The organism is Loigolactobacillus zhaoyuanensis, assembly GCF_003946385.1.
GTDB classification, from domain to species: Bacteria; Bacillota; Bacilli; order Lactobacillales; family Lactobacillaceae; genus Loigolactobacillus; species Loigolactobacillus zhaoyuanensis.
Window position 1 is genome coordinate 1 of the sequence record NZ_RHOE01000091.1, and the last position, 8,014, is coordinate 8,014.

At 43.4% G+C, this 8,014-nt stretch carries 6 protein-coding genes; 1 reads left to right on the top strand and 5 read right to left on the bottom strand.

Features of this window, described 5'->3' with window-relative positions:
* Positions 1–144: 144 nt before the first annotated feature.
* The 4 genes from EKM76_RS12250 to EKM76_RS12265 all read right to left on the bottom strand — a co-directional run bounded on the left by EKM76_RS12250 (position 145) and on the right by EKM76_RS12265 (position 5,008).
* On the bottom strand, positions 145–852 hold the full coding sequence (locus tag EKM76_RS12250; protein WP_125550897.1) for a LutC/YkgG family protein: 708 nt from the start codon (positions 850–852) through the stop codon (positions 145–147).
* On the bottom strand, positions 849–2,324 hold the full coding sequence (locus EKM76_RS12255; protein ID WP_125550898.1) for a LutB/LldF family L-lactate oxidation iron-sulfur protein: 1,476 nt from the start codon (positions 2,322–2,324) through the stop codon (positions 849–851). Before EKM76_RS12255 ends, EKM76_RS12250 begins: the two co-directional genes overlap by 4 nt.
* A 17-nt stretch (positions 2,325–2,341) precedes the next feature.
* Positions 2,342–3,142 (bottom strand): (Fe-S)-binding protein, encoded by an 801-nt coding sequence (locus EKM76_RS12260; protein ID WP_125550899.1) that lies wholly within the window; start codon positions 3,140–3,142, stop codon positions 2,342–2,344.
* 243 nt (positions 3,143–3,385) lie between these two features.
* Positions 3,386–5,008, bottom strand: a complete 1,623-nt coding sequence (locus EKM76_RS12265; RefSeq protein ID WP_125550900.1) for a zinc ribbon domain-containing protein — start codon at positions 5,006–5,008, stop codon at positions 3,386–3,388.
* Positions 5,009–5,166: 158 nt separating this feature from the next.
* Here EKM76_RS12265 and EKM76_RS12270 point away from each other — a divergent pair, with 158 nt between their 5' ends.
* Complete coding sequence (locus EKM76_RS12270; RefSeq protein ID WP_125550901.1) at positions 5,167–5,946, top strand: alpha/beta fold hydrolase; 780 nt, start codon at positions 5,167–5,169, stop codon at positions 5,944–5,946.
* A 56-nt stretch (positions 5,947–6,002) separates the two neighbouring features.
* Here EKM76_RS12270 and spxB read toward each other — a convergent pair whose 3' ends face one another.
* Complete coding sequence (spxB, locus tag EKM76_RS12275; RefSeq protein WP_125550902.1) at positions 6,003–7,745, bottom strand: pyruvate oxidase; 1,743 nt, start codon at positions 7,743–7,745, stop codon at positions 6,003–6,005.
* Between the last annotated feature and the right edge of the window lie 269 nt (positions 7,746–8,014).

Below are 8,014 nucleotides of genomic sequence, written 5' to 3' on the forward strand. Positions count from 1 at the left end.
GGCTTCCGTAACTATCATCATTTAGTTTCTCGAATCAAGTTACAACAGATGCGCACGAAACCAAATAAAAAAACAGAATTGGAAGTTGCTTAACTTCCAATTCTGTCTAAAATTAGCTATCAACAGGATTTGACAAAGAGCCATTTAATCATCAACAACAACGTACGTAACATCCAGTGGTCCGTGGACACCAGTGACTAATTGCATCTCAATATCACCAGAGTTGGAAGGCCCAGTGATGAAGTGGATCGCTGAACTATCTAAACGACCAGCAGCGCGTTCTTGTTCGTACCAAGCGACGGCTTGCGTCGAGCGGGCAACGACTCTTGAGCGAGGCACGATACTGAGATAATGAGTCGGCAGAAAATGTAGGGCACGCCCTTGACCGGCATTGGTGCTGACGGTGATGGTGCCAGATTCAGCTAACATGAAATCAGCAAAACTGATACTAATATTGGCGATTTCTGCGGCTTTTAAATTAGTTGCACGATCAGCGTCAGGTTGCCAGTAGTTAACGGTTTCCGTTGCTGCAATACTTGCTTGCCAATCAGTTAAATTATAATCAGTGAAGCGCTCAGTTGTTGGTAATAAAACTGGACCGCCACCTTTGCTGCTAATATAGTCAGTCAGTAGTTGCGGTAATTCAACAGGTGCCACTTCGTAAAAAGTTACTGGTAAGGCTTCACTATTTTTCCGAGCTAACGTTAATAATTCAGCCGGTGATCGATCACTAAGCGTTTGCTGTGGTAGATCATTCAGCTGCTGATAGGGATGATCAGCCAGTTGGTGGCGTGGTTGGCCTAATCGTTCGGCCAAATGATCTAAAAATTTATCGCGATTTTGAATTGTCATTTAGTCTCACCGCCTTGCTGTTTATGGTGCTTGAACCAAACGCGGAAGTCATCGCGATGTTTTGGTGGCGATGGTAGATCACGAACATCGGTCCAACCGCCGACCATACCAGGGCCGTTGGTGATCATCGCGCCGTTATATTCAAAGAAATTAGTTGCGGTAACAGGCCGTTGATGCGTCCAAGGTGATAAACCAAAGTGTTTGAAACGGAGCGCCATTTTGAACATAAATGGTGAGCTAGTCCCTTTACCGACCACACGCATTTGGAAATCAGTAAACCCATGCATCATTTTCAACCGATCAGTTTCAACTTCACGATGCTTGATCAGTAAATTATGCAGTGGGATCAGCACAGGGCAGGTCTCAGTACAAGCGGCGCATAAACTAGAGGCAAATGGTAACTCACCAAATTGTTCGTAACCACCGAGAATTGGCGATAAAACGGCGCCGACAGGTCCGGGGTACAACGAACCATAACCATGACCGCCAATTTGACGATAAACTGGGCATACATTGAGGCACGCACCACAACGGATACATTGCAGGATCTCTTGAAATTCCGTACCCAAGGCTTTGGAACGATTATTGTCGAGTATAACAACGTAAAAATCTTCGGGGCCATCACTTTCGCCCGCACTTTGTTGACCTTCGAAGGTTACGTAAGTCGTTAGCTTTTGACCAACCGCTGAACGCGCCAGCAGGTTGTCCATAATTTCAGCTTCCTTCATGCTAGGCACCAGTCGTTCCATGCCCATGACTACGATTTGAGTTTTAGGAATCGAGTCGGCTAGGTCAGCATTACCTTCGTTGGTGTCCAAATTAATCAGTCCTGAATCAGCGATGGCAAAGTTACAACCAGTAATACCGATATCAGCTTCTAAAAAGCGCTGGCGTAAATATTTACGCGCAAAACGCGCCATGTGTTCTGGATCATTATCACCGTCATAGCCTAACTTCTTAAAAATAGTCTGGACTTGATCACGATTTTTATGGATCGCGGGGAAAACGATATGTGATGGTTCATCCCAATCATCTTCTTGCAAAATAAATTCAGCTAAGTCAGTTTCTAAAATAGAAACATCTGGCAGCGCCTGTAATTTTTTGTCTATATCTAGCTCGGCAGTGACCATTGATTTTGATTTTACGACATGATGGCCATTTTGTTGTTTGATCACATTTAAAATGAAGTCGTTTGCCTCGTCAGTTGTTTGTGCAAAAAAGACATGACCGCCACGTTTTTCCACATTATCACTGAATTCTTCAAGATAATCCGGCAAATATTGGATCACGTGCTGGCGAATGGATTGGCCCAGTTTGCGCCAATCTTGCCAATGACCTAACTCAGCACGGGCATTTTCCCGCTTAGTATATTGCGTGTCTTGGGCCTTGGCAATGGAAGCATGGGCAAATTGATCCTTAGCTGCATCGGCGATCCGTTCTGTAAATGGTAAGGTACTTGTTTTTAGTCCCATAATATCACCCTCCTACTTTATGGAAATGGTGCTGCTGCCGGTGCGGGTACTTCGCTGACTTTTCTGATCCGACTTTCGTCAACGTTATGATTTAATACTTCAGCAATGTGCATGATTTTGATTGGTTTACCTAAGCGGTTGAAGCGACCACCGATATTCATTAAACAGCCAGGATCGCAAGAAACCAATACTTCAGCACCAGTTGCTTCAATGTTCTCAACTTTGGAAGTTACCATTAACTCGGAAATTTCATGTTCTTTGACTGAGAACGTGCCACCAAAGCCACAACAGTATTGAATGCCTTCTAATTGACGTACTTCCAAATTTTTAACATTTTCCAATAACCAGAATGGAGTTTCACGTTCGCCGAGCAAACGGGTCATATGGCATGAACGATGGTAGGTGGCGATGGTATTCAATTCGGCACCACAGTCAGCGATACCTAATACGCGCCAGATGAATTGAGAAAATTCATAAACTTTGGCGGATAGAATTTTAGCTTGCGCCATATATTGACCAGTGGGGTCGGTGGGATCGTCGACTAATAAATCTGGATACTCCTTTAAAATAGCAGTACAAGAGCCGGCCGGGCAGACAATGTAATCACAATCAATTGAAGATAATGCATCGATTTGATTATGCATAACTGGCCAACTTGCCTCAACGTAGCCTGAATTAAATGTGGGTTGCCCACAGCAGATCTGATTTTCTGGAACATCAACGGTACAGCCTAAGCGTTCAAGAACTTCGACCATATCTTTACCGACTTGTGGGAACATTAAATCCATCATACAAGTAGTATATATGCTGACCTTCATATGAAAAGCCTCCTTAGCTAAATGATAATAGTTATCATTTGATAAAATTATCTATCTATAGCTTTAGTATAGGTCATTTTATCTAAAAAGGAAAAGGCTTTCTAATGACAAATGAGTCTCATCACGATAGTAATAATGTAGATGTAAATCCCTATATAACGGTATTTAGATAAATAAAAAAGACAAAAAGCAGCGCTTTTTGTCTTTTTAGAATTAGGGATTGCCCTAGCTATTGTGAAAAAATTATACTTCTTCTTGAGTTACTACACTGGTGATTTCTGGAGTAGCTACCGCAAAATTCATATTTTTAGTTAGATTTGAAATGTAACGTAAGCCGCGTTGGCGAATATTTGTTGCCGCCGCTTGATCATCATTACTTTCAAAACCGCAATTTAAGCATTTAAATGTATGCAGCTCTTTTTGTCGGTTGCCGGCGCTGGTGAAGCCGCAGTTAGGGCAAATGATCGACGTTTCATTATTCGGGACTTGAATAATAGCTGCATTTTGACCAACTAATTCAAATAGAATCGTAAATAGTGCTTTGTAGAAATAATCTGGGCTTAAGATAATATTTGGTGTTTTATTAACGTCAAGACTGGGATGAAGTTCGGTTACGTAGATCACATCATCACCGTAGTGCTCGATCAATTGGCTAACGATTTTACGACATGATTTAAGCACATACCTTTTTAACATGTAAGAAAGGCGAGTTAATTCAACGTCATCGTCCAAAGTCTGTGTTTGCCGTTGCATATGGCGAATTTCATGTTGATAATCTAAAATATGTTTAGAAATAATTGAACCTGGCACTTGTAACGAATTATTGTCACCGTCAGTCGCAGTGATCATGTTGATCTTACCGTAATCCAAACCGACCACGCGGTAACGGCGGCCTGATTCAACTAGGTTTTTGATCAGTTCATCAGCTTCACGGGGACCAGGAAGTGGTGCCGCAACGGCAGAACTAGCAACGTGGCTAGCTGCACTAAACATTGGGGCTGAAGTTTGATTGCTAACCGCACTAGTGACTGCACTGGTAGCCTGACTTGTTTTTTCGGGTGCTTGGCTGGTTCTAGGTGTCGGCTGGCTAGTCTTAGCCACCTGACTTGTCCGTGTAGGTGCTTGACTAGCTTTGGTCGCTGCATGGCTTGGCCTAGTCGTGGCTTGGCTAACTCTAGCAGGAGCGTTACTACCACGTGCATGATTATTTGCGCTAGACTTAGCGTTAGCTCTTGGCTGACTACTGGTACTTGCCTGACTAGTATGCTGGGCAACTGCGCTGGCAGCGGAATTGCTAGATTTAGCTACATGTGAACTAGCAGTTGATTTGGGACTTGCTTTAGTACGGGCTGCATTACTAGCCACGCTTTTGGCTACGGGCGCAGTTTCATTTTCGCCAGTTTCAGGTAAAACTAACTGAATACCTTGATTGGGATTTTGTCCCGGTAACATCAGGATCCAACCGTTATCGCGCAAAGTCATTAACCAACCACGTTTCGGTGTGCTGAAGATTTTTTCACTGGATTGTTTCGGCGCTAAAAATAAAGTATAAGAGTCGAGTTTGTTCAGTTGCAACAGCAATTCTTGTGGTTCGCCGTCGTGTACGTTTAGGGTGGTGCGTGCGAAGACGACGAAACTATTATCGGGGATGGCAGTGATATGCTCGTTTCGGAAGATATCCATCATTACATTAATAGTAGCTTGCGACATTTGACGCTTGATACCGACGCGTTGATTCAACTTTTGGTACAGATTACCTTTATCTGTTCCGCGGTTGATCATGGCAACGGCACGCTTTTGAATTAAATTCTGGCGATTGATCAAGCGGCGAACTTCGTTGCTATTTTGAAATTTTTTAAATGCCAAATAATTTGGCTCCTTTCGTCGTTCGATTTGCTTGTAACCGGTACGAACTAAACCTATCATACCGCATTTCCGTTAACTTGAATAGCAGGAGTCACACTAACTGCGTTATGATATAGGCAAGTTAAGTTGCAAGTAAATGTAAGAAAGCAGGTTTAATGATGAAATTTAAAACGCAGGATCAAGTGACCTTAGACTATACGGATCAAGGTACTGGCCAACCAGTCGTGATTTTAACTGGTTTAGGCGGGGTTAAGGAAATCTGGCGGCAACAGATAAGCGCATTATTGACGGCAGGGTACCGCGTGATCAACTTTGATTGCCGGAATCAGGGTCAGTCGGAGCATACTGCTAAAGGTCGCCGAATCTCACGGCACGCCCAAGATCTCGCTGAACTAATGGCCGCATTACAGCTGGAGCAAGTTATTTTATTAGGTAATTCAATGGGTGCGGCCACTATTTTTGCCTATGTGTCACTTTATGGGACCCAACATGTGGTTAAAATTATCGATGTTGATCAGTCACTACAAATGGTGAATACGGCAGAGTGGGTGTACGGCTTTAAACAATTGACCTGGACAAATTTTTATTCGTATATCAAACAACCGCTGGGCCGCTCGACGTTCAAACATATCGATGATGAAACTTATCGACAAATTCGGCCAATACAACAGAAATATCCCTATGATGCCACACTGAATTTACCATTTTTAGTTGACCACGCTACCCAAAATTGGTGCGATGTGATTGCTGGGTTACAGTGTCCAATTCTATTTGTTGCCGGTGAGCAAAGCCCGTATTTCGATTCAGCGTTTGCCTCAATGGCGGCTACACTAGCACCATTAGGGCAAGCTACAGTGATCGCTAATAGTGGGCATATCGTGATGGCTGAACAGCCGGTAGCCTTTAATCAAGCGCTATTAACTTTTTTAGCACAATAAGCGAATAAAAAAGAACTGACTCGCGCGATGCGCGGATCAGTTCTTTAATTTAAACCTTATTTTTCTGCGTCAGCTAACAACTGGCGTAGTGGAATTAAGCCTTGTGCTTGATATTCTTCAATAAAAGCTTTAACCGCAGCAGGATCCTGAGTTTCTGGATCCAACACTAATTGTTCAACTGGTAATGGCCGTTCATTAGCAATTTTAACGTCGATAACAATAGGACCATTAGCGTTTTTAGCTTGGGCAAAGGCGGCCTTTAATTCGGCTAAGTTAGTGACTTTGTAGCCAGTTGCACCTAGATCATCAGCTACGCCAGCCCAATCAGCATCGATCAAATCAACCCCGGAATGAGGCTGTTTAGTATCGTCCTGCTCAGCTTCGATGAAACCAAGTGATTGGTTACTGAGCACAACATTGATGATCGGCAAGTGTTCCTTAACCTGCGTTAACAGGTCCTGCATCACCATTGTCCAGCCACCGTCACCGGAGATCGAGAAGACTTGTCGATTGGGGAAGGCTTCTTTAGCGCCAATTGCACCTGGTAGGCCATAGCCCATCGTTGCGTACCAAGCAGAGGTGGTGAACTGTTCTTGATGATTCATCCGTAAGAAGCGCATGCCATCAATAGTTACGTTACCAACATCCACTTGGAAAATTGCATCAGGTTCAGCCAAATCATTGATTTGTTTGAAGACAGGTTCTACCCGCATTGGTGTCTGATCACTTTCTTCAAAGCTGTCGATCCATTGGCGCCAGTTAACTTTGTTGGCTAACGCAGCTTTGTAGAATGGCTTTGCAGGGACTGCATCGCCGCTGCGTTCAACTAAGGCATGGAATGTTTTGACTGCATCAGCCAAAATTGAGATCTCAACTGAATGGCGCTTACCTAGTTTTGCTGAATCCGTATCGACTTGAATGAACTTAGCATCTGGACTGAAGAAGTGAGCCGTAAATGGAAAATCAGTACCGACAAATAGTACAGTATCAGCAGCACGGGAAGATTCTACACCAGGTTTACTGGCAACGCGGCCAGCGGAACCCATATAGCCTTTATAGTCATCGGGGATAATGCCTTTAGCTGGTGCAGTTGATACGATCGGTGCTGATAATTTTTCAGATAAGGCGATAATATCTGCAGTTGCACCACGCGCACCTTGGCCAATGTAGATCAAAGGATGATCAGCTTCTTTGAGTAACGCAATGGCTGCATCGATTTTTTCGGTTGTTGGTGCAATTGTATCGCTGGTCGTCGCTGCCGCAGCTGTTGAGACGAAGTTATCGTCAATTTCAGCCCAACCGAGATCTTTAGGGATCGTAACTACGGCTACACCTTGATGCTTATAGGCTTGGCGAATCGCCTCATCAACGACATGCGGTAAACCGGCGGCAGTGGTAGCAGTCCGATTATAGACGGCGACATCAGCAAACATTGGATTTTCGTTCATTTCTTGGAAGTAATCTGTATTCATGACGCTTGTTGGAACCTGACCCACTAAAGCCAGCACTGGTACATGGTCATATTGGGCATCATACAAGCCGTTAAGCAAATGTACAGCGCCAGGGCCAGCAGAACCAAAAGTAACACCTAATTTACCGGTTACTTTCGCTTCACCGCTGGCAGCTAAAGCGCCGACTTCTTCGTGACGGACTTGTACATAATGAATTGTATTATGGCGATTGTGTAAGGCATTCATTGTGGAGTCAAATGAGCCACCAGGTAAACCATAAATATTTTTAACACCCCAGTCTTCTAAAACTTTGAGCATTGCATCAGCTGCGTTAATTTTTTTAACCATAATAAAGTTCCTCCTAAAAATAGTTTTGGCTTACTTTTTGTAAGTGTTATCGGTTATTATAATGAATTCTATGATTTTTGTAAACCCTTTATATCTAATGTAGTGGCTTGCGTCTTTTTTATCAGAGTGTTTAAATAATTATGTGTAAATGAATTATTGGGAATTGAAAAAGGGAAGCCTCTCCCTTATGATAGTTAGCGTCTAAACAAACATCACAGGAGGCTTCCCCATGAATCAGTTTACCAAAGAAATTGTCACAGCACTAGCTC